The following is a 24926-nucleotide window of genomic DNA, read 5'->3' as shown; positions in this document are numbered from 1 at the left end:
TCTCAGGTCAGCAAATCTACAGGAACGTCAAGCGCATCAGCCAATCGCTTGGCTGTTTTGAGGCCATAGGACATGCCGCGCTCTATGGCCGAAATATGGTTGGGGCGAATGCCGCACACATCACTCAGATCCTTTTGGGTCATCAGGCGGTACTGGCGGACAACCCGTACCGGGTTCTCACCTTCCCGAATTTTCTCGGTGATTTCGTCGGGAACATTGTGGGTGGCTTCATTTTCAACCGAATGCAGCTGTTGCGTGAGGCCTGCGATTGATTCTTCGAGTTCCAGAACCTTTTTCTCCAGATCCAATACCTTGATTTCCAAGGAGTAAACCAATTCAAAATCACTGGTCACAGCATTGCCCCTTTGCAGTTGCCGCAGCGATATGCGGATTTCTGTACGGTTTAATGTCGGCAGTGATAAAGTTCTGTGACAGCGGCAGCCGGGCCACCTGTCTGCCCACCTTCGCTTAACCGAATCACACGCCTTATGGGATCGGCCGAAGCAGGGAGCTTGAGATGTCGATCAAATGGATTCGCCGCCGGGCACATATGCGCCGTCTGCCTTCCGGACAGATGGTGGAGGTCGCCTCTTCCTGGATGCCAATCGAGCGAAGCGACAGCGGCGGGCCGGAGAAATCCTGTCATTCCGCCTGCCCGGTCTGCGATGCGCCGATCCTCAGTCAGCGCATGCCCAATGGCGGCTGGGTCCATTATGAGAGGCACAGGAATTTCAGCCGTATCAAGCATCCCTGTTTCTATCGCGGCGACGACATGGCCCCAGAGCGCGACACGCAAACAGGTGATCTCTTCGCCTGACCGCCATCGAAGCAGGTTTGTTTCAATATCCTGCCGACAGCCGCACTGACATGCCTCGTAATTGTCATCAGGAGGGATGATCTGCCGTCCGGCTGATGGTACGAACCTGTATTCGAATTGCAGTCCGCCCGGGGCAGACTGCCAGAACAGGGCTTTTCGCAATGACCGACTTTGAGGCACTGAAATCCATGGAGCAACGCCTGCTCTGGCTGTCCTCCTGGATCGTGCACAATGCCAACCATCTCCGCGAAAAAGAGGAAGGCTACGTAAAAGTGGGCGGCCATCAGGCCTCTTGCGCCTCGATGGTGTCGATCATGACGGCCCTGTATTTCCATACACTGCGTCCGGAAGACCGGGTCGCGGTGAAGCCGCATGCCTCCCCCGTCTTCCACGCGATGCAATACATGATGGGCAACCAGACGCGCGAAAAGCTCGAGAATTTTCGCGGGTATGGCGGCGCGCAATCCTATCCGAGCCGGACCAAGGATGTGGACGATGTCGACTTCTCCACAGGCTCTGTTGGCCTTGGCGTCGCGATCACGGCCTTTGCCTCCCTGATGCAGGACTATCTCGAAGCCAAACCCTGGGCTAGTGATCGCCAGCTTGGCCGCATGATCGCTCTCGTGGGGGATGCCGAACTGGACGAAGGCAATGTTTATGAATGCCTTCAGGAAGGCTGGAAGCACGATCTGCGCAACACATGGTGGGTGATCGACTATAACCGCCAGAGCCTCGACGGCGTCGTTCATGAGGGCCTGTGGGAGAAGATCGATGCGATCTTCAAGGCGTTTGGCTGGCGCACCATCGTGCTGCGCCACGGTGTGTTGCAGCGCGCCGCCTTTGAAGAGCCCGGCGGCGATGCCCTGAAACAATGGATCCAATCCTGTCCGAACACTGACTATTCCGCGCTCACCTATCAGGGCGGCGCCGCCTGGCGCAAACGCCTGATGGACGATATCGGCGATCAGGGCGACGTGACCACACTACTGGACGCGCGCAGCGATGACGAGCTTTCCGCCCTGATGAACAATCTCGGCGGTCAGTGCGTCCAGACGCTCACCGAAGCATTCGACAAGGTCACAGACGACCAGCCGACGGTTTTCCTCGCCTATACGATCAAGGGCTGGGGCACGCCGCTGGCGGGGCACAAGGACAATCATGCCGGCCTGATGAACCCGTCCCAGATGGCCGATTTCCAAAAGCGCATGGCCGTGTCCAAGGGCAAGGAATGGGAGACACTTGCCGGCATCGACAATCCGGACGCCTTCCAGAGACTGATGGATGCGGCGGCCTTCTTCTCCAGGGGCCGTCGTCGGTTTGAAGCGCCCAGTGTGAAAAGTTCCGGTCCGATCTTCCTCGATGATCGCAACCAGTCCACACAGGCGGGCTTCGGGAAGATCCTCGACGCAATCGCCAAGACCGACAGCGAACTTGCCGACCGCATCCTCACCACATCTCCAGATGTGACGGCCTCAACCAATCTCGGCCCGTGGGTCAACCGGCGCAGCCTGTTCGCGCGCGAAGCCAAGGGCGACACATTTCGGGAACAACGCATTCCCTCGACGCAAAAATGGCAATTCTCTCCGGAAGGCCAGCATATCGAACTCGGCATTGCCGAGATGAACCTCTTCCTCATGCTCGGCGCGGCTGGCTTGTCGCACAGCCTGTTTGGCGAGCGCATCATTCCCATTGGCACAGTCTATGATCCGTTCGTGGCGCGCGGCCTCGATGCCATGAACTATGCCTGCTATCAGGATTCCCGCTTCATTATTGTCGGTACGCCCTCAGGCGTGACACTGGCGCCGGAAGGCGGCGCGCACCAATCCATTGGCGCGCAATTGATCGGCATGAGCCAGGATGGGCTGGTCTCCTTCGAGCCGGCCTTCCTGGATGAGCTCTCTATCATCATGGACTGGTCGTTCGACTATCTCCAACGCAGCGGCGAGGGCGACCCGGATGAGCGGACCTGGCTGCGCGATGAGACCGGCGGCTCCGTTTACCTGCGCCTGACCACGCGCTCCATTGACCAGCTCGGCCTGAAGGCGCGCGATGATGCGGATTTCCGGCGCGGCGTGGTCGATGGCGGCTATTGGTTACGGGAACCGGGTCCGAATTGCGAAGTCGTGATTGCCTATCAGGGCTGTGTTGCGCCGGAAGTCATCGAAGCAGCCGGACGCATCGGCAATGACCGGCGCGATATCGGCGTCCTGGCGATCACATCTGCCGACAGGCTTAATTCGGGGTGGACGGCTGCGCGCCGCGCGAGAGCGCGGGGCCAGGAGAACGCCGTCAGCCAGATCGAACGCCTGATGGGCTCGGTCTCCCGCGATGCGACCCTGATCACGGTGACCGACGGCCATCCAGCCACGCTCGCATGGATCGGATCGGTCATGGGGCACCGGACCGCGCCGCTTGGCGTCGAACATTTCGGCCAGACGGGCACGATCAAGGATCTCTACCGTCACTTCATGATTGACGCCGACGCCATCGTCGCCGCCGCAAACCATTTGTCTGCCGGTCGAAAGATCCGACTGGCCAAACAGGTCTGACAATCTGGGAATCTTTGTCCTCGCGTGAGGACTTGTGAGCCGGGGCATCCCCATGCTGTGGTTGGCTTTACGCGAACTCACGGAGACGACATGGCGATCTGGAAAAACGGCACCCCTGAACTTGAATCTCTCAGCCTCCCTCAGACAGGCACAATGGTGGACCATCTGGGCATCACCGTCGTGGGTGTGACCGACAACTCCCTTACGGCCCGTATGCCGGTGGACCATCGGACTCTTCAGCCACATGGTCGCCTGCATGGCGGCGCGTCGGTCGCCCTCGCCGAGACGGTGGGCTCTATAGCGGCGAACCTCACCCTTGATTCCAAAGAACAAATTGGCGTTGGTCTTGAGATCAACGCCAACCATGTCCGCCCCGTCAAAGACGGATTCGTGTTCGGAACAGCCACCCCGGAAGCGCTTGGCCGGACCACCCAGATCTGGTCAATCCGCATCACCGACGAGACCGATCGCCTCGTCTGCATTTCGCGGTTCACAGTTGCAATTATTCCTACGAACAGGGCCTGACACGGCACGCGCGTTTCAGTCTGCGCCCCACACGCAATTTTCTTTCGCCCAATAGGAAAAGCCCCCGAAATCCGTGAGGATTTCAGGGGCTTGTTGGGTGCGGGAGGGCGCACCCAACAAAAGAGTAAGCTAGTAATTCCTTTTATTTCAGAGGGTTAGAGGTTTCCCTGCGAGCAACGATCATTCAAAGTTCCGGCAGGCGCCGGCTGATGCGTGCCAGAATATCGTCAAAGAGTGCAGGCTCCCTGTAGTAAAGCGCTCGTGACTTCGCATAAGCGTCCGCGTACGCCTTTCGCGTTTCTGCGTCGCTCAACAGAAAGGCTTCGTTCCTGGTGAGGTCCGGTTCATCTGCCTTGCGGAACCTTTTGGCCTTGTGGTCCTTGTACGCGTCTGTTCCGATGAACTCTTTCACTGAGGCGTCAGCGAGCAGGCAGTACACGTCATAATAGTGGCGCATGAAATTGACAGGCATGTCGCCGTCCGCCTGCTGCTTTCGGAATTTCGTTGAGATGGTCTGGAGCTTTTCGACAAAAGTATAGCCCGGCTCATAGCAAGGCACATCGACCGCGCGGGTGTCGGTCAGGTCTGCAATCCCACTCTCGACTGCAAGTTCGTAAGCCCAGGACGAAATCGTACATGGCCGGTTCGGCGCCACCTGGTCGAACCCGACTTCGAGCAGGATGCCTGCCTTCAGCCCTTCTGGCAGTGGATTCACCGACTCATACTTCAATCGAATGCCTGCGCCGCGATAGTGGCGTGTGTCGTCGAACTCTTCGTCGCGGACCACTTCGATAATGCCAGGAATTTTGATGGCTTCGGCCAGACCGTTGAAGAATTCGAGACGCGCATTTACCTGCGCAGGCTTGTTGTGGTTTGGGCCATACTGGAGGTCGGTCTCTGGGTGGATCAGGATGTCGATGTCTTCCGAAAAACGGTCGATGAGGCCGTATCCCTTTGACAGCGAAGTTCCGCCTTTCAGCTCAAACTTATAGTCAAGCTGCTGCAGTCCCCAGAGGCAGTGCATCAACCAGTAGTCTTTTTCGATGAGGCCCGGATCGATAGTGTTGTTTCGCGCAGCAACAGCGATGAGGTCGGCAAAATCAGGCAGTGCGTGCAGGAGGGTCACGCGGCGGTTGCCTGATCAGGGTTCAATACAGGCTTGAGGAGCCTTGCAGCCCGCGCCGATCCGAAATCCTTCACCGCACGTGACAGTCGCGCGCGGTCCATACGTCGCGCACGCCTAAGTGCCTTGGGAAGCACTGCTGCCTTTTCCTCGGGAAGCCGATCGAGGTTGTGCAACAGATCCACCAGGAGGAATTCTTCGCTGAGGTTTGAAGGAACAGAGGTCCGCATGCGGAAGTCATAGCGTCGGCCATCCAGCTCGAAATGGCCGTGCCGTTTGCGATTATAAACTACCGGCTCATTGTAGAGCTGCGTCGTTCCCAATTCGAGGCTGTTATAGGCGTTTGGCGAAACCATAAGAAACCGGTCATCCCCCAGGAATGACTCAACCAGCTTCTCCGGCTTGGCGGGTGCCTGCCCGAACCGAGTTTTCTTCGGAGCCATATAGAGCCCTGCCCCAACCTTTTCGAGGCGTCCTTCGTCAAGCAGCTGTCCAACATGTCGATCGACAGCGTTTGACCAGGTCGCAAGCTCCTTGCGCCGGTACACCTGTCCGGGGCGCAATTTCCTTTTTAGTTTTGCAAGCGCGGTCATGTTCTGTCTCCATCACCCACAATATAGGGGTCATGCTCCATATTATGCAACATTTCTTATTAAAAAGTCATGCACAACAAAGACAATAAATACTCTCGACACAGGTGCAAGATATTGATTTTACGATGTTTTATAGAATGAGGAAGCAGGTCTCTTAATCACCAGAATGGCACAATCCGTACTAAACAAAAGGGTCTGGGGTCCAATTTATTTATGAATTGAAGCTCGTACGCAGCGAAACCAGGTTGCCCTTTCGCCAAGAGCCGACAATGGATTCCGAACCGCGAGTGACGCGCCCAGTAATCGTGCTTGAAATTAAATTAATTCAACGCACTATGGCACTCAAAACTTCGCTTGTTGTGCAGATTGTTTGCAATTTGTAGTGCAAACTGTGGTGCAGCCCTTTCGTGTTGTCAAAGTTCGACGCTGCCTATCAACGACATTCACATCGCTAACATGATTTGCTGGCCGTTCAAATTCGCGCTGGAGCGTAGCCATGCAACTTTTCGCTCGGGACTGACCCGCGGGTCTGGGTTGATCCTGCTCCGTTACGACAAACCTTGAGTGCTCAGAGGTTCTTTCTTGATTTAAACCCCTATGGGGTATAAGTGGTAGTCATGAACTTTGTTGTCGCAACTCTCGTGACGGTATTTTTCAGCCTGTCGCAGGTGCTCTGCGCGTGTCCCGTCGATATGTCGGCGACGAATAGCATGGCAACCGAGTTCACCGCTCATTCTCACCAGGCGCCCGCCGATGGGCCTGAGGCGCCCTGCGATGATGAGACTGATCACTGCAAGCTTCAGACAGCAACGGTCGCCCAAGCCGACAAGACGGCGAACCCGGTCCAGCACGTATTAGGCGATACGACGCCCATCGGGCTTGCTACACCCTCATGGCAACACGCATGGAAGCGCGTCGTCAATGTCCGCACGCCCTGGCCTGAGGTCCGAAGTTACCTGCTGCAACAAACGCCAGTCACATTGAAGGTGCGTTCCCTGAGCTGATTTCGTGCGTCGCTGCATTAGCAGCCCGATTGCATAAATTCACCTCATGGAGACGATTATGTTGAACAGACGACGTATGTTGCAGACGGTGCTCGGCACCGGCGCAACCTTGGGGGCAAGCAGCCTCCTGCCCGCTTGGGCAAAATCTTCCAGCAACGGAAACCTTGGTGTGCCCTCACTTTCGGGCACGCGCTTCGACCTCGAAATCGGGCAGTTCCCGGTCAGGCTCAACGGCAAAGTCGGTATGGCAACCGGAATCAATGGCACACTTCCCGGTCCGCTCTTGCGGTTGCGCGAGGGCGATGACGTTACAATGAACGTCACCAACCGGCTTGCCGAAGACACTTCGATCCATTGGCACGGACTGCTTGTCCCCTTCCATATGGACGGCGTGCCGGGCGTCAGCTTCCCGGGCATCAAACCGGGCGAAACGTTCAAATATCAGTTCAAGGTGCCGCAAAATGGCACTTACTGGTATCACTCCCATTCTGGTCTGCAGGAACAACTCGGCCATTACGGTCCGATCGTCATAGATCCGGCAGGTACAGACCCAGTGGCTTATGACCGGGAATATGTGCTCGTCCTCAGCGACTGGAGTTTCACGCATCCGCACCGGATCTTCGACAAGCTCAAGAAGAATGCCGAGAGCCTGAATTTCAACCGCCCGACCCTGTCGAACCCAACCGGACTTGGCGGCATGTGGGGGCAGATGCGAATGAGCCCGCGCGATCTCGCAGACGTGACCGGCGAAACCTACACCTACCTGATCAATGGCCATTCGACGGCCGATAATTTCAATATGGTCTTCCAGCCGGGCGAGCGGGTTCGCCTGCGCATTATCAACGCCTCCGCCATGACCCTCTTCAATGTCCGCCTCCCGGGCTTGCCGATGACGGTGGTCCAGGCCGACGGTCTGAATGTCCAGCCGGTTGAGACCGACGAGTTCCAGATGGGCGTGGCCGAGACGTATGATGTCATCATCGCGCCGACCGAAGCGCGCGCCTACGCCTTTGTTGCCGAATCGATCGACCGCTCCGGCCAGGCCGTCGCCACGCTCGGCCCGCGTGCCGGTATGCGGGTCGATGCGCCTGCGCTTCGAGCTGTGCCGATGCTGACCATGCGGGACATGGGAATGGCCCATGGAGACATGGCGGGCATGTCAGGCATGGGGAGAATGGATCATGGTCCGGACACCGCGACGGCCGGGGACGACATGAAAGGCCACGACATGGGTGCCATGTCGATGATGCCCGATCCTCATGGTCCGGCGGTCCAGCCCGTCAAGATTGAAGCAGATATAGAGCGCGGCCCCGGTGTCGCAAAAGTATCAGGCATGACGATGAGCCGCTTGGGCGAACCCGGTCTCGGGCTTGATGATGTCCCCCACCGCACGCTCACCTACAACCAGCTTCGCGCGCTCGACATGAATGAGGACCATCGCCCGCCTGGCCGCGAAATTGTCATTCATCTGACGTCGAACATGGAACGCTACATGTGGTCGTTCGACGGTGTAAAATTCTCCGAGGTAACCGAGTCAATCAAGTTCTACGAGGGTGAACGTGTTCGCCTGACGCTCGTAAACGATACAATGATGCCACACCCGATCCATTTGCACGGCATGTTTTTCGATCTCGTGAATGGCGGTGGTCATCACATGCCGCGCAAGCACACAGTAACGGTCAAGCCTGCAGACAGGGTCAGCGTCGACATCACCGCAGAACATGTCGGTGACTGGGCGTTCCACTGCCATCTGCTTTACCACATGCACGCTGGCATGATGCAGGTCGTCAGCGTCATTCCGCCAGCAGACGATACGACACCAGCTGAAAAAATGCCGGCAGGTCAGATGAATATGCCCATGGACCATCACGGCATGAACCATGGGGAGGGAAAATCATGATGAAACCGAATTTGGCAGCCCCTCTCCTCCTCGGCTTCGCGCTCTACGCGACCGGCAGCGCGTTCGCGGAAGACACAAATCAAACCCCGCCCTGGGATCAGGCCGACGCCATCTACGGCGAGGATGCAATGGCGGACGCTCGCCGGGACGTTCTTGCGGAAGGCGGAGACCAGAAGAGCTTCTACATCCTCTTCAACCAGCTCGAGGCTCAGATGTCTGACGAGGGCGACAGTTTGTACTGGAACGGACAGGCTTGGTATGGGGGCGATATCAACAAGCTCTGGTTCAAGAGCGAGGGCCGCGCCTCTCTGAATGGAGAGGGCGTGGATGATGCCGAGATCCAGGCGCTCTATTCCCGCGCGGTTGCGCCTTTCTGGAATGTTCAGGCGGGCGTTCGCTACGACATCGAACCGGATAGTCTCGCGCATGGGGTCGTCGCACTGAATGGTCTGGCGCCCTACTGGTTCGAAGTCGACGCTTCCGCCTTTCTCAGTGAAAAAGGCGATGTAACGGCCCGCATCGAGGCTGAATATGAGTTGCTCCTGACCCAGCGGTTGATCTTGCAGCCTCGGATCGAAGCAAATCTTTCCGCGCAGGACATACCGGAAAGGGAAACGGGCGCGGGACTTAGCACACTCGATGCCGGCTTGCGGCTTCGTTATGAAATCAGGAGGGAGTTTGCGCCTTATGTCGGCGTCGAATGGCAAAGCGCCTTCGGTGAGACACGCGACATGATCAAAGCCGCAGGCGGTGAAGGCGACGATATCGTCTTTCTCGTGGGCCTGCGGACCTGGTATTAGGAGAACAAAATGGGCGGTTTCATAGAACCCAATATTCACCCCGTGCTGGTGCATTTTACCTATGCCCTCGGCACATCTGCAGCCTTGGCATATGTGGCTGGCCTCCTCGTACCTGCAGGCCGCTGGCGCGACAGCCTTCGACCGGCCGCCGACTGGATGCTGGCATTGGCTGCCTTGGCGGTTCTGGCCACCATCGCGGCCGGGTTTCAGGCCTATTACAGCGTTGCTCACGATGCGCCGTCCCATGAAGCGATGACAACCCATCGCAACTGGGCTGTTCCCACGGGCCTCGCATTACTGGCCCTCGCCGGTTGGCGCTGGCTGAGAAGGGCCTCGTCGCCCGGCCCGGTATTTGCGATCAGTGCCCTGGCGGTGGCAGGTCTTTTGACGGTTACAGCGTGGTGGGGAGGCACAATTGTCTACAAGTACGGACTTGGCGTGCAGACCCTTCCTGAAGCCAGCGGGCCAGGCCACGATCATGATCATGGCGGCGGAGCCGGTCATGGCGACCAAGGCACCGTAAATTCAACAGACGATCATCAAGACGCTCACGGAGCGCCTCCATCCGACACGATGGATGGATCATCGGCGAGCGGCGATGGACATGATCACGACCATACCGACGGTGCAGCTGATCGAGAAATGTCAGGCACGGTCCCCGCCGGACACGACAACTCCGACGGCCATCACGACACCAAACCGGTCTCGACTGATGAACAGGCGATCCTGGATATCATGGCCGCGATCGAAACCGGTTGGGAGACCGGCGATGGCGAACTGTTCCGACAGAACTTTCTCGACTGGTCAGGCGCCCGGTACTTTGAGTCAGGCGGCGAGAATACTGGCCTGCTCGACCTTGTCGAAAATCATGTCGAGCCCGAAAAAGATACCATTCCGGATCTCGAACTCGACTTCTCGAATATAGACGTGCAATTCGAGGGAAGTGACTTTGCATGGGCTGTCGCGGACACAGCGATCAGTGGAACGTTCAGCTCCGATGGCGAACGCCTGGAGCGTATCGGGAAACAAACGGTGCTGTTCCGCAAGGTCGCCGGCACCTGGCAGGTCATTCACACGCACTCGTCCTCCCGTGCGCCGCGATAAGGAGGAAATCCAAACTGCCACTTGCCGGCCAAGTTGAAAAGCAACCGGCAAGCGGCGATGATATTGAATATACCCCCTAGGGGTATTATACTATGACTGTCCTACTTGCTCTTGCCTGGACCGCTGGAGGTCAGAATGAAAATTATCCCCGTCGGACACTCGCTGTCTCTGTTCCTGCTCGTCAGTTATTTGCTGTGCGTCGGCTGGGGGAGTGTGACGCCGTCCAGCCTTCACATGCATCCAGCATGGCAGGATCTACTGCCCGGATTTGAGTTTGGAACGCTGACTGGTTTCCTGATCGGCCTTGTCGAGAGCTATCTCTATGGCTGGTACATCGCCCTTCTGTTCGTTCCCTTGTTCAACTTCTTCAACCGAAACAGCAGCGCATAAAAGTGATGCATACCCTCATCCTGTGAAGCACTCCTGCTGAAAGAGTCAGAGCCATGACCAACGACACTTCTCACGCCCATTCCGGACATGCGTGCCATCACAACGATCAGGCCGCTCCAGAGAAGCCCGATGATGCCTATGACAAGGTTCCGATCGGCTATGCCGGCACCGTCTGGACCTGTCCCATGCATCCGCAGGTACGCGAAACTGCCAATACAGGCTGCCCGATCTGCGGCATGGCGCTCGAACCGGAAACGGTGACGGCCGAGCAGGATACCAGCGAACTGGATGACATGACGCGGCGCTTCTGGGTCGCCCTTGTCTTCTCGGCGCCACTGCTCGCCTTTGTCATGGGCGAAATGATTCCCGGCAGCCCGCTCAGGCACTGGATTGATCCGACATGGAGTGTCTGGCTTCAGGCCCTGATCGCGACTCCCGTTGTCGTTTGGGCCGGCTGGCCTTTCTTCGTGCGCGGCTGGCAATCCGTGAAGCGACGCAACCTCAACATGTTCACCCTGATCGCGATGGGCGTCGGCGTGGCCTATATTTATTCCCTGGTCGCAACATTCGCGCCCGGCATATTTCCCGATTCATTCCGTGGGCATGGCGGCGCGGTAGCAGTCTACTACGAGGCGGCCGCCGTCATCGTTACGCTGGTTTTACTTGGCCAGGTGCTCGAACTGCGCGCGCGCAACGCCACCTCAGGAGCCATTCGTGCACTGCTGGAGCTTGCCCCTGCTACTGCGCGCAGGATTGCTGACGATGGCAGCGAACAGGATGTCGATCTCGCGGATGTAAAGTCTGGCGACAAGCTGCGGGTCCGGCCAGGTGAGAAGATCCCGGTCGATGGCGAGGTCGTCGACGGCCATGGGTCGGTTGACGAGTCCATGGTCACCGGCGAACCCCTGCCCGTCGAAAAAGCCGCTGGCGCCCGTGTGACCGGCGGCACGGTCAACGGAACCGGGTCGCTCGTTATGAAGGCGACACATGTGGGCGAAGACACGCTCTTGTCCCAGATTGTCCGAATGGTTGCCGCCGCTCAGCGGTCCCGAGCTCCAATCCAGCGGCTCGCTGATCTCGTCGCTGCCTGGTTCGTTCCGGCTGTTATTGGAATTGCAATCCTGACCTTTGTCGTGTGGGCCGTGTTCGGACCCGACCCGGCGATGGCTTTTGCGATCGTGAATGCCGTTGCCGTCCTGATCATCGCATGTCCCTGTGCGCTAGGTCTGGCAACCCCGATGTCGATCATGGTCGGCACGGGCAAGGGCGCGTCCAACGGCATCCTGATCAAGAATGCTGAAGCGTTGGAGACGCTTGAGAAGGTCGATACGATCGTGGTCGACAAGACCGGGACGTTGACGCTCGGACGCCCCGAACTGGTACGCGTCCAGCCAGGCGAAGGCTTCGACGAAGCCTCGTTGCTTAGTCTCGTAGCCGCGGTGGAACGTTTGAGCGAGCACCCACTTGCCGACGCGATCGTGCGTGGCGCAAAAGGCAAGGGCGCGCCTCACAAGGATGCGCACGGATTTGAATCCGTCACTGGCGAAGGTGCGCAGGCAAGCGTCGACGGCCAAACCGTCGCCATCGGCAACAGAAAGATGATGCAGCGGATCGGGGGCTGGTCTGACGACCTCGGGACACGCGCTGACCAGTACCGCACCGAAGGCCAGACGGTTATGTTCGCCGCCGTCGACGGAAAACCGGCAGGCCTTGTCTCTGTGGCGGACCCGATCAAGGAGACGACACCGGAAGCCATCAGACGTCTTCATGCCGAAGGGTTGAAGATTGTGATGTTGACAGGTGACAATGAGACGACAGCACGCGCGGTCGCCGACAAGGTCGGCATCGATGAGGTTCACGCCGACGTCTCGCCTGAAGACAAGCATCGGATCGTGTCCGAACTCCAGAAGAACGGTGCCCGCGTGGCCATGTGCGGTGACGGCATAAATGATGCGCCCGCGCTCGCTCAGGCGGATGTCGGAATCGCCATGGGAACCGGAACCGATGTGGCCATGGAGAGTGCCGGTGTAACGCTTGTGAAAGGCGATCTGATCGGGGTCGCAAAGGCCCGGGAGCTCAGCCACGCCACGATGCGCAACATCCGCCAGAACCTGTTCTTCGCGTTCTTCTACAATACGCTTGGCGTGCCGGTTGCCGCTGGCATTCTGTATCCCTTCTTCGGCTTGTTACTGAGCCCGATGATCGCGGCGGCCGCCATGAGTTTCAGCTCCGTATCTGTTATCGGCAACGCCTTGCGGCTGAGAACCCTTAAACTCTAATTTTCCGGAGCACAGACATGTCCAGACCACTTGCTATGAGCGCGCTCGGTGCGCTGATGATTGCAGCCCTGATAGCGGGCGTGATGCTCTTCTCCGCGTCACCCGCAGCCAACGCGCAAACAGTCACTGTACACAAGACGCCATGGTGCGGTTGCTGCGCCGCCTGGGTGGACCACCTGCATGACGAGGGTTTCTACGTCATCGTGAAAGAGGAAGAGGACCTGACACCCATTCGGTCACGGCTTGGTGTTCGGGATGAACTGATGAGTTGCCATACCGCAGAAGTCGACGGATATGTCGTTGAAGGTCACGTTCCCGCTCGGGAAATACGACGCTTGCTCGAAGAAAAGCCTGACGTCAACGGCGTCTCGGTGCCCGGCATGCCGCAAGGCTCTCCCGGCATGGAAACACCGAACGCGCCAGATCGGTATGATGTCATCATCTTCTCTGGAGAGGATGCCAGGACATATGCCTCCTATCGGGGAACGCAATTGGTCTCCGAACAGGCAAGACCATGAGTGAGGATGACTACAAGCAAGGGTCACTGACGCTGGCGGGCACCGTCGCCATGGGGACGGGCGTGATGATCGGTGCCGGCATCTTTGCCCTGACCGGTCAGGTCGCTGAATTTGCAGGCGACCTGTTTCCGCTCGCCTTCCTCACGGCAGCCATCATCAGCGGCTTCAGCGCCTATTCCTATATCAAGGTCTCCAACAAGTATCCTAGCGCCGGCGGCATCGCGATGATACTCCAACGCGCTTACGGCCCGTCTACCGTGACCGGAAGCGCCGCCCTGCTGATGGCGTTCTCGATGATCATCAATGAAAGCCTGGTCGCCCGCACGTTCGGTACGTACACGCTGCAGCTGTTTGGCGTCGAGGGCGGCATATTCGTCCCCTTGCTGGCAATCGGACTGATTATCCTGGCTTTCGTGATCAATATTGCCGGTAATCAGGTGATCGGCGGCGTATCGAAGGTCACGGCTATTCTCAAGATTGGTGGCATACTGATTTTCGCGCTTATTGCGATCTGGGCTGCCGGATTCAGCTTCCAGCCAGCAGCAGACGGTTTCGCTGACAGCACATCTGCCGGTGGGTTCCTGGCCGGCGTCGCGCTCGCCATCCTGGCCTATAAGGGATTCACCACCATCACGAACAGTGGCGACGAGGTGAAGCAACCGACCCGCAATGTCGGGCGGGCCATCATGATCTCACTTGCGATCTGCACTTTCATCTATCTCCTTGTCTGTTTCGCTGTCGGATCAACCCTCACTGTCTCGGAGATTGTTGCGGCGAAGGACTATGCTCTCGCCGAAGCGGCCCGGCCAGCACTTGGAAACTATGGATTGTGGTTCACAGTAACGATTGCGATCATCGCGACAGCTTCAGGCCTGCTTGCCAGCTTGTTTGCCGTCTCCCGCATGCTCGCCATGCTGACCGACATGAACCTGATTCCGCATAGACATTTCGGCATGCCCGGAACGGTACAGCGTCATACGCTCGTCTATACGGTTGTGGCTGCCGGATTGCTCGCGGCTTTCTTCGATCTCAGTCGCATCGCTTCGCTTGGCGCAATCTTCTATCTGGTCATGGATATCATCATCCATTGGGGCGTCTTCCGGCATTTGAGAAAGGATGTCGGCGCCGCACCTGCAATCCTTATCTGTGCGATAGCGCTCGATGCCGTCGTCCTGATCGCCTTCCTCCTCCTGAAGTGGCAAGCCGATCCAGTCATCATCCTGATCGCGGCTTTCGGCATGGTTGTAGTCTTTTCATTCGAGCATTTCTTTCTGAAACGTCTCCGCGACAATCCTCCCGGAGAGGAGTCCGGAAACGACCAGCACAAAGCCCATTCATGATCATTGCAACCTTGATCGGACTGCTCACTTTTGTGCTGGCAAGCACGGTGCATTATCTCGCACTGGCGCATCTGCACCGACGCCTGAACCATGAAGCGCGTTCAGGTCTCCCGATCGTTGTTTCGGGTATCGTAGGTGCAGGCCTGGCGCACCTCGCTGAGGCAGCGCTCTATGCAACCAGCTTTACGCTACTGGATGCCTTTGACTTGGGTGGTTTCAAGGGCGGGCAAGCGGACGGGTTCATGGACATATTCTATTTCTCCCTCGTCAACTACACATCGCTTGGGCTGGGCGATATCTATCCAACCGGACATTCGCGGTTCCTGGCGGGACTGGAATCACTCAATGGTTTCCTGCTGATTTCGTGCTCGGCATCCTTCATTTTCCTCCTGATGCGAAACCAAATGGATGGTCCAACTTCAGGCGGAATTCGAGCATCGGATTAACTCGGAACCTGTTCACACACTTCTCCGTTAGTCGTGGAAATACCCCACCACTGTATAAGGAGGATGTTGAAAGTGGATATGAAGAACAGTTATTGGCGGTTTGGCGCAATGATCATCACATCGATGATCGTGATGTTTGGGCTGATGTACCTCAACACCTATGCGTGGGAGCATGTTCGCTGGAGCGAAACGCGCTTCTACATGGCCTTCATCATGGGCGCCGCGATGGCCGTCGTGATGCTGAGCTTCATGCTCAACATGTACAAGGACAGCCGGATCAATTTCGGCATTTTCATTGGCGCTGCGGTCGTGTTCGTCCTGGCCCTCTGGCTGGTGCGCAGCCAGAGCACTGTCGACGACCGGTCCTACATGAAAGCGATGATCCCCCACCACTCCATTGCCATCATGACAAGTGAACGCGCCGGCATCGAGGATGTCCGTGTGCGCGAGCTTGCCGACGAGATCATCACGGCGCAGCGCCGCGAGATCAAGGAAATGGAATGGCTGATTTCCGACATCGCGGAGAATGGCCCGGCATCGACGGAAAGGGAGGCGGCGAGCCGCCCCGTTCCCCCCTTTGAAGGCACGCTCAATCCAGACGACGCTGCCGGGGCAGCCATCGCGGAGGACTAACGCGCCTTCCACGTCCAGTCAGACCCATTCGATCCCGAAAAGGAGCGAAACAGAATGAGACTTGAAAAGATCAAGACACAGGGCCTTGCCCACCTTTCCTACTTCCTGAGCGCCGATGGCGAAGCTGCGGTCATCGATCCGCGGCGTGACATCGACATCTATCTGGACCTCGCCCGTGAGGAAGGCTCTGTCATCAAGCACGTCTTCGAAACCCACCGGAACGAGGACCTGCTCTCAGGCGCCCCTGTCCTGAAGGAAGAGACTGGCGCAAAGGTCTGGCACGGGCCGAACCCTGAAAAGCCGATCCAGTATGCAGCCGAGACGCGGGAAGGCGACACGTTCGAGATTGGCGGCGCGCTCCTGAAGGTGCTTGAAACGCCCGGGCACACCGACGACAGCCTGTCCTACGTGCTTTATGACAAGAGCTTTGAGGAAGGCCCGGTTGGCGTGTTCACGGGCGATGCCCTGTTCATTGGCGATGTCGGGCGCACGGACTTCTATCCCGACCGCAAACGCGAAGTCGCCGGCCTGCTCTATGACAGCCTGGAGAAACTGATGAGGCTCGGCGACCAGTGCCTCGTCTATCCCGCGCATGGCGCCGGTTCGGTTTGTGGCTCGGGCATGGCCGACCGGGAGTTTTCCTCCATCGGCCATGAAAAGCTCAACAATCCGAGCCTGCAGATCGATGACCGGGAGGCTTTCATCGACGCCAAGGTAGCCGAGAACCACTACATCCCGCCATACTTCCGGCGCATGGAAGAGGGCAATATGGAAGGCACCGAAGATGCGCCGCCGGCGCCCCTGCCCGCCTCCCCGGCCAGGTTGCTCGATCCGGGCGATGCGGTCTGCCTCGATGTCCGTGGCATATTCGACTTTGCCGGCGGACACCGCACGGGCTCGCTCTGCATCCCGGATGACATGCTTGCCGCCTTCGCGGGCTGGTTGCTGCCAGGCGACAAACCGGTGCTGCTGGTAGCGCGCGATGACGACCAGGCGGTCGATGCGGCCACCACGCTTCAGCGGATCGGCTTCGACAATGTGAGCGGATTTGTCAGCGGCGCCATGCCCGTGGCGGTCCAGAACGGCCCGCTCGACACACTCGACTTCGTCGATACCGAAACCGTCGCCGCGCGCGTAGACAACCCGCCGGCTGGCTGGACCCTGCTCGATGTCCGGGCCATCGACGAATATGAGAGCGGCCATATCAAGGACAGCAAGCACGCTTATGTCGGCAAGCTGCCTGATGCGGCCAGTGACCTCGACCCGGACAAGCCCGTCACCGTCATGTGCGGAAGCGGCGCCCGGGCCACCATTGCCGCCTCGCAGCTCATGCGGAAGGGGTTCTCCGAGGTCGATGTCTATATCGGCTCGATGAAGGCGTGGACCGCAGCTGGAAATGCCATTGAGTGATGACTGTCAGTCCATCTTGGGCTGAACCTTTCGTTTCTGACGCATAAAGAGACTGGAAATTGCTTCACGAGGTCCCCATATGGATACCCTGTATGGGGTATTTGCCATGAAGACTGAAACCAAAGAGGCCGCGACCCGAAGGCTTGCCCGCATCGAGGGACAAGTGCGCGGCATCACGAAGATGGTGTCCGACGATCGGTATTGTATTGATGTCATTCGTCAGGTGCAGGCTGTGAAGGCCGCGCTTGTCGGCCTCGAGGCCGTTATCCTGGATGACCATATCGCAACGTGTGTGGATCATGCCCTGACCGGAAGCAATGTCGATGACCGGCGTGAAAAGGTCGAGGAACTTGTTGCTGTGCTTGGTGGCCGCAAGAAGTAGCGGCCTCACAGTTTGTTGAAATGAAAGTTTTAATCTTTTCACGTATTTGAACAATGATGCAGTTTGTGACCCGCCTCCTGACACTGTTTGCCGCTGCCTTCATGGCGGCTCATCCGGTCATGGCGTGTCCATTGATGGTCGGGACCTCCGAAACCGCGCCGACTGAAATGAGCAGCAATCACCCCTGTAATGACATGGCGATGGAAGCCATGGCCGACACCGGGCATACAGATCAGGCATCATCGTCTGATTGCCCCGCGGGATACGACTGTGCACCCATGCTTATCCAGGCGCACAGTGACGCCAATCCAGTTGCACCTGTTGCGAATGTAGACGCAGAATTTGCTGCGGTTCTCGCTAACCCACCAAAGGCATTCCTGCCAGAGCGCGAAACGCTAAAGACCGGGCCTCCACCTCGGCTGGATATCGTCCAGCACACGCCAATATCGCTAAAGCAGCGCTTCCTGAATTGAGAGCGATGACCTGCGGCCGCCACAGCAGCCCGTCGTCATCGCTTCTCACAATTCAGAAGAGCCCGTTTTATCATGCCCCACATTTCAAGAATGCTGCTGGTCGCAGCGTTTGCCGCTGTGCCCCTGGCGGCGGTTGCCAACGCTCAGAGCTTTGCCGAGCTTGAAGCCCGTCTCGAGGCCCATCCAAGCCTCTCCGCTCTCGGTTACGATGCCGAGGCCGACCGGGAGCGTGCTGTCGCCTCAACCGCACTCCCGGACCCCGTCGTATCCCTCGGGATCAACAACTTTCCGATTTTCGATCCCTCGTTCGACAGTTACTTGCCGACCAATAAAGCCGTTGGTATCCGGCAACAATTTCCGAGCTTCGCGGGCCGTGAAGCCCGCGCCGGTGAAGCCCGGGCGATGTCAGCACAGACCGAGGCGGTTCGCGATGCCCGTTATGCGGCCTTGCGCGCCGAACTCATCGCTCTTCTCGCTGACAAGACTAGACTGACCAGGCAGAGATCCCTCGCCGAAGCGCGAAACGCCAAATACGACGAGCTTGTCGACATTGTCGAGGCCGAGATCGATGCGGGCCGCCCGGCCGTCTATCGCCTTGCCGAAATTGAAAGCGAACGGGCAGAAGTTTCCCGGACGCTTGTTGATCTTGACCGGCAGGAAGCCGAGACCGATGCGCGCCTGATCGAACTCGTCGGACTGGTCCCTTCGACCGGCCTCCCTCCCCTGACTGAAAGAGACTGGTCCGGCGCAGCGCTTGAGTTCCACACCGTACGCATTGCCGACGCGGCCGTCCGCGTTACCGATTACGGTATCGACGAGGCCCGCGCGGCCTGGAAGCCAGAATGGGGGGCCCAGCTCACCTATCAACAGCGCGATGAAGGCGCGATGTTCGCGGGGGATGACTGGGTCTCCGGTATGGTGACTTTTACGGTTCCGCTCTGGGCCGAAAGGAAGCAGGTACCGAACTTGCGCGCCGCAAAGGCTGAGCGGGCCGGCGCCGAGCAACGCTACCAGGCTGCCGCGCGGAATGCGGCGGCCCAGTATGCGTCCCGGGACGCCATTATACGCGCGGCCGATGCCAGTATCGACGTGCTGCAGGTCAAGATTGCTGCCGTCGAAGACGAAGTCGAGGCCCAGCTGATTGCTTATGAATCCGGTGTTGGCGGTTATGCGCCGATCATCGACGGCGAGATCGCCATTCTCAAACTCCGGGCGGAAATCGAAGCTGAAACGGCCCGCAAGGCCGCTGCGATCGCACGCCTGAATGCCCTCCTGGTGACACAATGAAAAAGACATTCCTGATAATGGGCACCGCATCTGCCGCCCTCTTGCTCGCCGCATGCGGCGCACCGGGCGGATCACCGGGCGGCCAGGGTGAAAAACCGAACGCCTCGAGCGAGACGCAACGATACACCTGCCCCATGCACCCGCACTATATTTCGACCGATCCGGACGGCACCTGCCCGATCTGTGGCATGGACCTGGTGCCTGCCGACAAGACCCAGGAACCGACGAGCTCAACAGGGGAAATCCTGTACTACAAGCATCCCATGGGTAAGCCGGACACCTCGCCTGTTCCGAAAAAGGATTCCATGGGCATGGATTACATCCCGGTTTATGCCGATGACACCGGATCGGGCGTGGCCGTCTCGCCGGAAATGATCCAGACCATGGGGATCCGGACATCACCTGCCGAGACCAGGGATTTCAGCCGTGTACTGAGAGCCTTCGGCACGGTCGAGACCAATGAACGGCTCGAAAATGTTACCGTCTCGCGGCTAGAAGGCTGGATTGAGAATCTGGCGGTCAATGCCGAGGGCGACACCGTCCGCCCCGGCAGTCTCCTCTACCGGATCTACAGTCCGGACCTGATCGCCGCGCAGAAAGATTATCTGAACTCGTTCAGGATCGGTAACGAAGCGCGCATCGCGTCGGTTCGCCAGCGCCTGCGCTCCCTTGGCATGCAGAATGCGGCCATCGACCGGCTGACCGAAACCCGCCAGGTCATTGAACGTGTTCCGGTTTACGCAGAAGCCGGCGGCACGGTTGCCGAGCTCCAGGTCCGCAATGGCGACTATGTCAAACCCGGCACGCCTATATTACGCCTGCAATCCTATGCCGATGTCTGGGTCATTGCCTCGGTGCCGGAGAGCGATTTGCCTCTGGTGGAAACAGGCATGCAGGCCGAACTCGATTTTCCGAGCGCGCCCGATGCCCCCGGCAAAGGCGAGGTCGACTATATCTATCCGACAATCGACCCGAAAACCCGTACAGCCGACGTCCGGATCGAAGTGGACAATGCGTCGGGCTATCTTCGCCCGGGCGCCTATGCGGACATAAGGCTGAATATCGGCGGCCGACCGCGTCTTTCGGTTCCAAGTGAAGCCATTTTGCTCGGTAGCGAGGGCGCCCGTGTCGTCATCGCCGAAGGCAATGGCCGCTTCTCCGGACGCGCCGTGCAAACCGGGATTTCGGCCAATGGCCGGACCGAAATCCTGTCGGGTCTGGAAAGCGGCGACATGGTCGTCGCCAGCGGGCAGTTCCTGCTCGATAGCGAAGCCAACCTGAAAGAAGGCCTTGCCAAGCTGGAAGCTCCGGATGCGAGCGCGGCCAGTCCGGAAACACCGCTCTCCGATATTCCGGTGGATAGTAAAGCCCTCGCCGAAATCGATCACTTCACTGACATGGCGCTCTACTTCCACGAGGCCCTGACAGACGGGTATGACATCGATCCGCTATTCGTGGACCCGGCGCTCGCCCTGGTGCCAGTGCTGCGGGACCGTTACGCGAACACGAAACTGGCACCGGTCATGGATGCTACGCAAACCGCTCTCGCCGTCGCGCAGGACGCCACGGACCGCGAAGACCTTGCCACACAACTCTCAGACCTGGTCGAGGCCTTGAAACCCTGGCTGCTGGAAGGCGCACCTCAGCATTACAGCGAGGCTGGTCTGGTGCTCTACCGGGACACCGCAACGGGCCGGTACTGGCTGCAGGAAGAAGCGAAACCAGCCAATCCGTACAGCGCAGATGGAGCCGAACGGATTGACTGGCCCAACCCGATGGCCGGCATGTCGATGACGACCAATGACAGCGAGACTGGCGCTGACCAGGCCCCTGGGCATTCGGGGGACAGTCATGACTAAACGAAACGACAGAGACCTCGCGGGGCAAGACCCCTCCAAATCATGGGTGGCAATGCTGATCTCCTGGTCGGTTTCCAACCAGCTCATCGTCCTCATGCTCGCCGCTGCACTGGCTGTGACCGGGTGGATGGCGATCCAGCGCACGCCGCTCGATGCAGTGCCGGACCTGACAGATACCCAGGTCATCATTCGCACCGATTTTCCTGGCCAGAGCCCGCAGATTGTCGAGGACCTCGTCACCTATCCACTATCGACGAACCTTCTCGGTCTGCCGAAGACCAAGGACGTGCGCGGCTCCTCAATGTTCGGCACCAGTTTTGTGTATGTCATATTTGACGATGATGTTGACCTCTACTGGGCCCGCTCGCGCGTTCTCGAAGCCTTGTCCCGGCTGGGGTCCGAACTCCCGGAAGGCGCCGTACCCCAGATCGGACCGGATGCGACCGGCGTTGGCTGGGTCTATCAGTATGCCTTGGTCGACAAGACCGGCAAGACCGATCTCGCCGAGCTGCGTTCACTCCAGGACTGGTTCCTGAAACTTGAACTCGCCGGAGTGGAAGGGGTCTCTGAAGTCGCTTCGGTCGGCGGTTTTGTCCGGGAATACCAGGTGCTACTCGATCCCAATCGCCTGAGAAGTTACGACCTGTCGATCACCCGTATCCGTGACGCGGTCCGCGCAGCCTCAAGCGAAGTCGGTGGCCGCGTGCTCGAACAGGGCGAAACGGAATATGTCATCCGCTCATCAGGCTATGTCGATGAGAAGCTTGATCTCGAACAGGTCGTGGTCAAGGCAGAGGATGGCACCCCCGTCCAGCTGAGCCATGTCGCCCGGATTGTCGAAGGCCCGGCCCTCCGGCGCAGCATTGTCGAACTCAATGGCGAAGGCGAAACGGTGTCCGGCATCGTGGTGATGCGCGATGGCGAGAATGCGCTGTCGGTGATCGAACGTGTGAAGGAGAAACTTGATAGTCTCCAGCGCGGCCTGCCGGAAGGCGTCGAGATTGTCACTGTGTATGACCGCGCGCCACTCATCGAGGGTTCGGTCGATTATCTGAAAGACAAGCTGATCGAGGAAGGCATCGCGGTTGCGCTCGTCATCCTGATCTTCCTCCTCCATGTAAGGTCGTCTCTGGTTGCCATCATCACCTTGCCGCTCGGAGTGCTCGGCGCGTTCCTGATCATGTCCTGGCAAGGTGTCACAGCGAACATCATGTCACTTGGCGGGATCGCCATCGCGATCGGCGCCATGGTCGACGCCTCGATTGTGCTTGTCGAGAATGCCAGCCGGAAACTGGCGGATCTGGGACCGAAACCCGATCCGAGCGTGCGCCGCCAGGCGCTGGTCGAGTCGGCTCAGGAAGTCGGCCCCGGCATATTCTTTTCACTCCTCATCATCACGGTCTCCTTCCTGCCCGTCTTTGCCCTGACCGGTCAGAGCTTCAGGCTCTTCAGTCCTCTTGCCTATACCAAGACCTATGCGATGGCCTTCGCGGCCATTCTGTCGGTGACACTTGTCCCGGTTCTGATGCTGTACCTGATGCGGGGTCGGTTCCGGCGCGAGGAAGCCAATCCCCTGAACGCCTTCTTCGTCTGGGCCTACAAACCGCTGCTCCATCTAGCCCTGAGGTTCAAATGGATCACGGTCGCCCTTGCGCTCGCGCTGACGGCCACCGTCATCGTGCCGGTCCAGAGGATCGGCTCGGAATTCATGCCGGCCCTTTATGAAGGCGAGCTCCTCTACATGCCGACCACCCTGCCCGGCGTGTCATCCACCAAGATGCGGGAGATTCTTGGCCAGACAAACCGCGTCATCAAGACCGTGCCAGAAGTCGATCGTGTCTTCGGCAAGGCCGGGCGCGCCGATACCGCAACCGATCCAGCGCCACTCACCATGATCGAGACCTGGATCAAGCTGAAACCGAAGGAGGATTGGCGGCCAGGTGTGACGGTCGAGGACATCACCGATGAGCTCGATGCCAAGCTGCAAATGCCCGGCCTCGTGAATTCATGGGGCTATCCGATCAAGATTCGCATGGACATGGTTTCAACAGGTGTGCGCACGCCCATTGGCATCAAGGTTACGGGCGATGATCTGACAGAGATTGAGACCATTGCCCGGGACATAGAAGCGGCCATTTCGGACGTACCCGGAACGCGCTCGGCCTTCGCCGACAGGGTCATGGGCGGAAAATATCTCGAGATCACGCCGGATAGGGGCGAACTCGCCCGGCGGAATATCGACATGGCAGCCTTCCAGTCCGTGATCCAAACCGCCCTGGGCGGCATGACACTCTCCCAGTCTGTCGAGGGCCGGGAACGCTATGACATCATCCTGCGCTATGATCGGCCATTTCGTGAGAGTGCCACAGACCTGGAAGAGATACTCGTGCCCGCCCCGTCCGGCGCCCATATCCCTCTCAGCGAACTGGCGGACATTTCCTATGCGGAAGGCCCGCCAATGATCCGATCGGAAAATGCCAGGCTGACTGGCTGGGTTTTCGTCGATATCGCGGACCGGGACATGGGCAGCTATGTTGCAGACGCCGGACAGGTGATTGCCAACGCCGTCGACCTGCCTGCGGGATATGCGGTGGAGTTCTCCGGACAGTATGAACAGATGCAGGAAGCGAATGCGCGGCTGAAGATCGCCATTCCAGCTGCGATTGCACTGATCTTCCTGCTGCTGATGCTACATTTCGGTCGGCTCGACCGGACCCTGATCATCATGGCCAGCCTGCCATTCGGCCTGGTCGGCGGAATGTGGGCCGTCTGGTTGGCAGGCTACAATCTGTCAGTAGCCGTCGCGGTCGGTTTCATCGCCCTGGGCGGCATCGCGGTCGAGACAGCCGTCGTGATGCTGCTCTATATCGACGCGGAAGTCCGCAAGGCGAACCCGTCTGACAGGAGCCAGCTTTTCGCAGCTGTCAGCAAGGGCGCGGCCATGCGCGTCAGGCCGAAGTTGATGACGGTCACGACCATTTTTGCAGGTCTTGCCCCGATCTTCCTGACCGACGGCCTCGGATCGGACGTCATGCGCCGGATTGCCCTGCCCATGCTTGGCGGCATGGCCTCAACCCTCATCCTCTCCCTGATCGTGATCCCGGCCATCTACTACATCCGGGTCGGGCTGCAGATTCCATCAGATTTCCCCCGGGCCGAACCGGATAACCGGGCTGGCTCATTCACCCCCGAAGGAGAAAAACCATGACGAGACACCTGTTGAAAATTCCGCTTTTGTTTCCACTGCTTCTGAGTAGCGCCATGCTGCCGGCGGCCGCGCAGGATCGCTCATCAGGCAGAATGATGATCGACGGCGGCATGATGGGTGGCGGCCTGTTCGGCACGGTGTTCATGCTGCTTGCTGTGCTCCTCCTCCTGCTCGGGATCGCTGCCCTCATCAAATATCTGAGGTCGAAATAATAGTCCCGTGTCCATCCACCCTATTCCCCCGTCCCGGCGCGCATCGGGGGCCTCTGTTGAAAGCCGCGCCTGAC

General features: G+C 58.7%; 23 protein-coding genes. 20 read left to right on the top strand and 3 right to left on the bottom strand.

Annotated elements, in window-relative coordinates:
• Positions 1-2: 2 nt before the first annotated feature.
• Positions 3-353, bottom strand: coding sequence for a helix-turn-helix transcriptional regulator (locus tag V7660_RS10075; protein ID WP_335602912.1), 351 nt, complete (start codon positions 351-353; stop codon positions 3-5).
• A 164-nt stretch (positions 354-517) separates the two neighbouring features.
• On the opposite strand from V7660_RS10075, the gene V7660_RS10070 reads away from it, so the two are divergent.
• The 3 genes from V7660_RS10070 to V7660_RS10060 all read left to right on the top strand — a co-directional run bounded on the left by V7660_RS10070 (position 518) and on the right by V7660_RS10060 (position 3891).
• A complete protein-coding gene (locus V7660_RS10070; protein ID WP_335602911.1) occupies positions 518-817 on the top strand; it encodes a hypothetical protein in 300 nt (99 codons plus the stop codon).
• A gap of 161 nt (positions 818-978) precedes the next feature.
• Positions 979-3366 carry a transketolase gene (locus V7660_RS10065; RefSeq protein ID WP_335602910.1) on the top strand — a complete coding sequence of 796 codons (2388 nt, stop codon included), beginning with the start codon at positions 979-981 and terminating at the stop codon, positions 3364-3366.
• 90 nt (positions 3367-3456) lie between these two features.
• A complete protein-coding gene (locus tag V7660_RS10060) occupies positions 3457-3891 on the top strand; it encodes a hotdog fold thioesterase (protein ID WP_335602909.1) in 435 nt (144 codons plus the stop codon).
• A 184-nt stretch (positions 3892-4075) separates the two neighbouring features.
• Here the strand turns inward: V7660_RS10060 and V7660_RS10055 are convergent, their stop codons facing one another.
• Both V7660_RS10055 and V7660_RS10050 read right to left on the bottom strand, forming a co-directional pair.
• On the bottom strand, positions 4076-5017 hold the full coding sequence (locus tag V7660_RS10055; protein WP_290478749.1) for a nucleotidyl transferase AbiEii/AbiGii toxin family protein: 942 nt from the start codon (positions 5015-5017) through the stop codon (positions 4076-4078).
• Positions 5014-5607 carry a hypothetical protein gene (locus tag V7660_RS10050; protein ID WP_084394437.1) on the bottom strand — a complete coding sequence of 198 codons (594 nt, stop codon included), beginning with the start codon at positions 5605-5607 and terminating at the stop codon, positions 5014-5016. Before V7660_RS10050 ends, V7660_RS10055 begins: the two co-directional genes overlap by 4 nt.
• 617 nt (positions 5608-6224) lie before the next feature.
• Here V7660_RS10050 and V7660_RS10045 point away from each other — a divergent pair.
• The 17 genes from V7660_RS10045 (at position 6225) to V7660_RS09965 (ending at position 24852) form a co-directional block, all read left to right on the top strand.
• Positions 6225-6611, top strand: a complete 387-nt coding sequence (locus V7660_RS10045; protein ID WP_034813575.1) for a hypothetical protein — start codon at positions 6225-6227, stop codon at positions 6609-6611.
• Between the two features lie 58 nt (positions 6612-6669).
• A complete protein-coding gene (locus V7660_RS10040) occupies positions 6670-8511 on the top strand; it encodes a copper resistance system multicopper oxidase (RefSeq protein WP_034827486.1) in 1842 nt (613 codons plus the stop codon).
• Positions 8508-9311, top strand: a complete 804-nt coding sequence (locus V7660_RS10035) for a copper resistance protein B (RefSeq protein WP_034813580.1) — start codon at positions 8508-8510, stop codon at positions 9309-9311. Before V7660_RS10040 ends, V7660_RS10035 begins: the two co-directional genes overlap by 4 nt.
• Positions 9312-9320: 9 nt before the next feature.
• On the top strand, positions 9321-10415 hold the full coding sequence (locus V7660_RS10030; RefSeq protein WP_084391413.1) for a DUF2231 domain-containing protein: 1095 nt from the start codon (positions 9321-9323) through the stop codon (positions 10413-10415).
• 135 nt (positions 10416-10550) lie between these two features.
• The gene (locus tag V7660_RS10025) at positions 10551-10805 is read left to right on the top strand and encodes a hypothetical protein (protein ID WP_034798659.1); all 255 of its coding nucleotides are present in this window, start codon (positions 10551-10553) and stop codon (positions 10803-10805) included.
• 53 nt (positions 10806-10858) lie between these two features.
• Complete coding sequence (locus V7660_RS10020; protein WP_084419937.1) at positions 10859-13084, top strand: copper-transporting P-type ATPase; 2226 nt, start codon at positions 10859-10861, stop codon at positions 13082-13084.
• A gap of 17 nt (positions 13085-13101) precedes the next feature.
• Positions 13102-13602 (top strand): DUF411 domain-containing protein, encoded by a 501-nt coding sequence (locus tag V7660_RS10015; RefSeq protein WP_034827461.1) that lies wholly within the window; start codon positions 13102-13104, stop codon positions 13600-13602.
• The gene (locus V7660_RS10010; protein ID WP_084419938.1) at positions 13599-14942 is read left to right on the top strand and encodes an APC family permease; all 1344 of its coding nucleotides are present in this window, start codon (positions 13599-13601) and stop codon (positions 14940-14942) included. The genes V7660_RS10015 and V7660_RS10010 overlap by 4 nt, the downstream gene beginning before the upstream one ends.
• Positions 14939-15388: an ion channel gene (locus tag V7660_RS10005; protein WP_084419939.1), complete on the top strand. Its 450-nt coding sequence runs from the start codon at positions 14939-14941 to the stop codon at positions 15386-15388. The genes V7660_RS10010 and V7660_RS10005 overlap by 4 nt, the downstream gene beginning before the upstream one ends.
• A gap of 78 nt (positions 15389-15466) precedes the next feature.
• Entirely contained in the window at positions 15467-16021 is a 555-nt protein-coding gene (locus tag V7660_RS10000; RefSeq protein ID WP_034827488.1) for a DUF305 domain-containing protein, read from the top strand.
• A 54-nt stretch (positions 16022-16075) separates the two neighbouring features.
• Positions 16076-17431 carry an MBL fold metallo-hydrolase gene (locus tag V7660_RS09995; protein ID WP_084419940.1) on the top strand — a complete coding sequence of 452 codons (1356 nt, stop codon included), beginning with the start codon at positions 16076-16078 and terminating at the stop codon, positions 17429-17431.
• 106 nt (positions 17432-17537) lie between these two features.
• Positions 17538-17813: a metal-sensitive transcriptional regulator gene (locus V7660_RS09990; protein ID WP_034798806.1), complete on the top strand. Its 276-nt coding sequence runs from the start codon at positions 17538-17540 to the stop codon at positions 17811-17813.
• 53 nt (positions 17814-17866) lie between these two features.
• A complete protein-coding gene (locus tag V7660_RS09985; RefSeq protein WP_034827468.1) occupies positions 17867-18286 on the top strand; it encodes a hypothetical protein in 420 nt (139 codons plus the stop codon).
• 72 nt (positions 18287-18358) lie between these two features.
• Positions 18359-19573 (top strand): TolC family protein, encoded by a 1215-nt coding sequence (locus tag V7660_RS09980; RefSeq protein ID WP_335602907.1) that lies wholly within the window; start codon positions 18359-18361, stop codon positions 19571-19573.
• Positions 19570-21432, top strand: a complete 1863-nt coding sequence (locus V7660_RS09975) for an efflux RND transporter periplasmic adaptor subunit (RefSeq protein WP_335602906.1) — start codon at positions 19570-19572, stop codon at positions 21430-21432. Before V7660_RS09980 ends, V7660_RS09975 begins: the two co-directional genes overlap by 4 nt.
• Complete coding sequence (locus V7660_RS09970; RefSeq protein ID WP_335602905.1) at positions 21425-24640, top strand: efflux RND transporter permease subunit; 3216 nt, start codon at positions 21425-21427, stop codon at positions 24638-24640. The genes V7660_RS09975 and V7660_RS09970 overlap by 8 nt, the downstream gene beginning before the upstream one ends.
• Positions 24637-24852, top strand: a complete 216-nt coding sequence (locus tag V7660_RS09965; RefSeq protein WP_013301490.1) for a hypothetical protein — start codon at positions 24637-24639, stop codon at positions 24850-24852. Before V7660_RS09970 ends, V7660_RS09965 begins: the two co-directional genes overlap by 4 nt.
• Positions 24853-24926: the final 74 nt, after the last annotated feature.

The organism is Hyphomonas sp., from assembly GCF_036964145.1.
Lineage (GTDB): Bacteria > Pseudomonadota > Alphaproteobacteria > Caulobacterales > Hyphomonadaceae > Hyphomonas.
This window is presented reverse-complemented; position numbering and strand designations above follow the sequence as displayed.

Excerpts from the sequence above, each read along its gene's own strand:
- V7660_RS10000 (WP_034827488.1), top strand. The coding sequence starts at position 15,467 with ATGAAGAACAGTTATTGGCGGTTTGGCGCAATGATCATCACATCGATG.
- V7660_RS10060 (WP_335602909.1), top strand. The coding sequence starts at position 3,457 with ATGGCGATCTGGAAAAACGGCACCCCTGAACTTGAATCTCTCAGCCTC.
- V7660_RS10035 (WP_034813580.1), top strand. The coding sequence starts at position 8,508 with ATGATGAAACCGAATTTGGCAGCCCCTCTCCTCCTCGGCTTCGCGCTC.
- V7660_RS10045 (WP_034813575.1), top strand. The coding sequence starts at position 6,225 with ATGAACTTTGTTGTCGCAACTCTCGTGACGGTATTTTTCAGCCTGTCG.
- V7660_RS09980 (WP_335602907.1), top strand. The coding sequence starts at position 18,359 with ATGCCCCACATTTCAAGAATGCTGCTGGTCGCAGCGTTTGCCGCTGTG.
- V7660_RS09985 (WP_034827468.1), top strand. The coding sequence starts at position 17,867 with ATGATGCAGTTTGTGACCCGCCTCCTGACACTGTTTGCCGCTGCCTTC.
- V7660_RS09970 (WP_335602905.1), top strand. The coding sequence starts at position 21,425 with ATGACTAAACGAAACGACAGAGACCTCGCGGGGCAAGACCCCTCCAAA.
- V7660_RS10010 (WP_084419938.1), top strand. The coding sequence starts at position 13,599 with ATGAGTGAGGATGACTACAAGCAAGGGTCACTGACGCTGGCGGGCACC.
- V7660_RS10030 (WP_084391413.1), top strand. The coding sequence starts at position 9,321 with ATGGGCGGTTTCATAGAACCCAATATTCACCCCGTGCTGGTGCATTTT.
- V7660_RS10025 (WP_034798659.1), top strand. The coding sequence starts at position 10,551 with ATGAAAATTATCCCCGTCGGACACTCGCTGTCTCTGTTCCTGCTCGTC.
- V7660_RS09990 (WP_034798806.1), top strand. The coding sequence starts at position 17,538 with ATGAAGACTGAAACCAAAGAGGCCGCGACCCGAAGGCTTGCCCGCATC.
- V7660_RS10015 (WP_034827461.1), top strand. The coding sequence starts at position 13,102 with ATGTCCAGACCACTTGCTATGAGCGCGCTCGGTGCGCTGATGATTGCA.
- V7660_RS09965 (WP_013301490.1), top strand. The coding sequence starts at position 24,637 with ATGACGAGACACCTGTTGAAAATTCCGCTTTTGTTTCCACTGCTTCTG.
- V7660_RS10065 (WP_335602910.1), top strand. The coding sequence starts at position 979 with ATGACCGACTTTGAGGCACTGAAATCCATGGAGCAACGCCTGCTCTGG.
- V7660_RS09975 (WP_335602906.1), top strand. The coding sequence starts at position 19,570 with ATGAAAAAGACATTCCTGATAATGGGCACCGCATCTGCCGCCCTCTTG.
- V7660_RS10070 (WP_335602911.1), top strand. The coding sequence starts at position 518 with ATGTCGATCAAATGGATTCGCCGCCGGGCACATATGCGCCGTCTGCCT.
- V7660_RS10050 (WP_084394437.1), bottom strand. The coding sequence starts at position 5,607 with ATGACCGCGCTTGCAAAACTAAAAAGGAAATTGCGCCCCGGACAGGTG.
- V7660_RS10005 (WP_084419939.1), top strand. The coding sequence starts at position 14,939 with ATGATCATTGCAACCTTGATCGGACTGCTCACTTTTGTGCTGGCAAGC.
- V7660_RS09995 (WP_084419940.1), top strand. The coding sequence starts at position 16,076 with ATGAGACTTGAAAAGATCAAGACACAGGGCCTTGCCCACCTTTCCTAC.
- V7660_RS10040 (WP_034827486.1), top strand. The coding sequence starts at position 6,670 with ATGTTGAACAGACGACGTATGTTGCAGACGGTGCTCGGCACCGGCGCA.
- V7660_RS10020 (WP_084419937.1), top strand. The coding sequence starts at position 10,859 with ATGACCAACGACACTTCTCACGCCCATTCCGGACATGCGTGCCATCAC.